At 46.8% G+C, this 1,862-nt stretch carries 3 protein-coding genes; 1 reads left to right on the top strand and 2 read right to left on the bottom strand.

Annotated features, from left to right (window positions below):
• Positions 1–47 precede the first annotated feature (47 nt).
• Positions 48–701: a glutathione S-transferase gene (locus ABYW01_RS20670; RefSeq protein WP_372836401.1), complete on the bottom strand. Its 654-nt coding sequence runs from the start codon at positions 699–701 to the stop codon at positions 48–50.
• Between the two features lie 74 nt (positions 702–775).
• The gene (locus ABYW01_RS20665; protein ID WP_372836399.1) at positions 776–1,090 is read right to left on the bottom strand and encodes a Rieske (2Fe-2S) protein; all 315 of its coding nucleotides are present in this window, start codon (positions 1,088–1,090) and stop codon (positions 776–778) included.
• A 342-nt stretch (positions 1,091–1,432) separates the two neighbouring features.
• Here ABYW01_RS20665 and ABYW01_RS20660 point away from each other — a divergent pair, with 342 nt between their 5' ends.
• Positions 1,433–1,756 (top strand): hypothetical protein, encoded by a 324-nt coding sequence (locus ABYW01_RS20660; protein ID WP_372836397.1) that lies wholly within the window; start codon positions 1,433–1,435, stop codon positions 1,754–1,756.
• Positions 1,757–1,862 lie beyond the last annotated feature (106 nt).

Genomic DNA, 1,862 nt, shown 5'->3' with positions numbered 1-1,862 from the left:
GTGGCGCTTTGTTTAGAAAGCAGTGTAGACAAGTATCGGAACAAACATTAAAAAATAATTTCGGCGTCTTCAGGCTGCCATGGTGCATACTTCTTCATCACGACCTGAAAAAGCTCTGACTCCAGGAATTGCTCCAACCAATGCTGCAGTGCGTGATACGACGTCGTTTCGAACCAACGCTTATCAACGTGCGCACACTGCCGGATGAATGGTAGCAATGCTGCGTCTGCCAAAGAAAAACGCTCTCCCAGCAGATAGCCACCACCCGTTTCTAATTGATGGTTTAATTTGCTAAACCACAGCTCGCACTGATCTCGATAGTATTCTTGACTGAGTTCTGGATACCGGTCTGCATATTTGTAGCGATCCAACCAAGGTTTAAATTCCTGATCGCTTGTTGTCACAAGTACGTCGACTGCCTGTATGAGATCTCCTTCCTTACCCAACCAGAGATGAGGGTCAGACTTTTTTAGCGCCCATTTCATGATGTCGTAGCTTTCATCAATCACCTGACCATCCGGTAACTGCAATACCGGCACGGTTGCTTTATGAGAGATGGCAAGCATCGCTGGTGGTTTATCCCTTAATACGATTTCACGCAACTCCACCCGAACTCCTGCCGAAGCCAATGCAAGTCTGGCACGCATAGCGTAGGGACAACGTCGAAAGGAATATAAGATGGGCAAAGAAGGCGCAGACATAGGAAACCTGTTTGTATTCAGTCACAAAAGAAGCCGCATTATCGTATGCTACGCTGAATTAACAAGGATGATCGTTATCCCGGAATAAACACTTCGATTCTTGAGACTTTGATTCGGGTTGGAAAACTATCGATATCCTCTGTCGCGGGTGGTGCAAGCACTTCGCCTGTACGTAAACAAAAGCGCGCACCATGGCGCGGACAGATCACTTCTGTACCTTCTACAGGCCCTTCATGAAGTTCACCGCCATCATGAGGACATAAATTCTCAACGGCAAAAACTTCTCCATTTACATTGATCAGCAATAAACTGATATTGCCTACAGGGATGACCATCCGATTGTCTGGAGGCAAGTCGCTTAGTGCACATATATCCTGCCAACTAGTCATAAATAGATACCTCTGAATCGTAGGGAATTCTGCGCTGCAAAACTATGTTTAACTATAGCTTCTGCCCTAAGCGCACCCGCTAACCACGGTTCAGATCATGCATTATCTATTCTTATCGGCTGGATTTGCGGCAAGTGCAAAAATACGTTCTATACTTTTTTGAGTTTATGGACGACTCATTTCCCAGATATAGCAGCAATGGAAATTCGTATGAGAGTATGGATCCTTTCGTGTCACACGATGCTCCGGTATATCATCAGGGCACTTGTTTTTTTCATCTGCTTGCAGATGTCTGCTGTTCCCGCCGCGGATACCCCCGTCGTTATCACGCACTCTTCTGTTATGGAAAGATCATTAAGCCGTCAGTCGCTGCTTGCAGTATTTGGCATGCATACCCAACGTTGGCCCAATGGGCAAAGCATCAAAGTATTTGTACTCGCCAGTGATCAACCTATGCATCGTAAGTTTGCGACTGAGGTGTTAGGCACCTATCCCTATCAATTAGATCGAATCTGGCAGCGTCTGGTTTACTCCGGCACAGGACGTGCGCCTCATATTTGCGCCTCCGAGGATGATATGCGTACGAAAGTGAGGAACACACCGGGTGCTATTGGTTATGTGGGCAGAATCATGGAGGAGGATACACATGTCATTACCGTCAAATAGCCTAAAACTCAGGGATTGGATTTGCAGCGCTATCCTTGGCGTCACCGCTGCTAGCCCAGCAACTGCGTTCGAATTGACTGACGATCTGGTGATACACGGGTTTGTC

It is taken from the genome of Pontibacterium sp., assembly GCF_041587635.1.
GTDB lineage: Bacteria > Pseudomonadota > Gammaproteobacteria > Pseudomonadales > Balneatricaceae > Pontibacterium.
The sequence above is the reverse complement of the archived record's forward strand: the minus strand, read 5'-3'. Positions and strand labels throughout refer to the sequence as shown.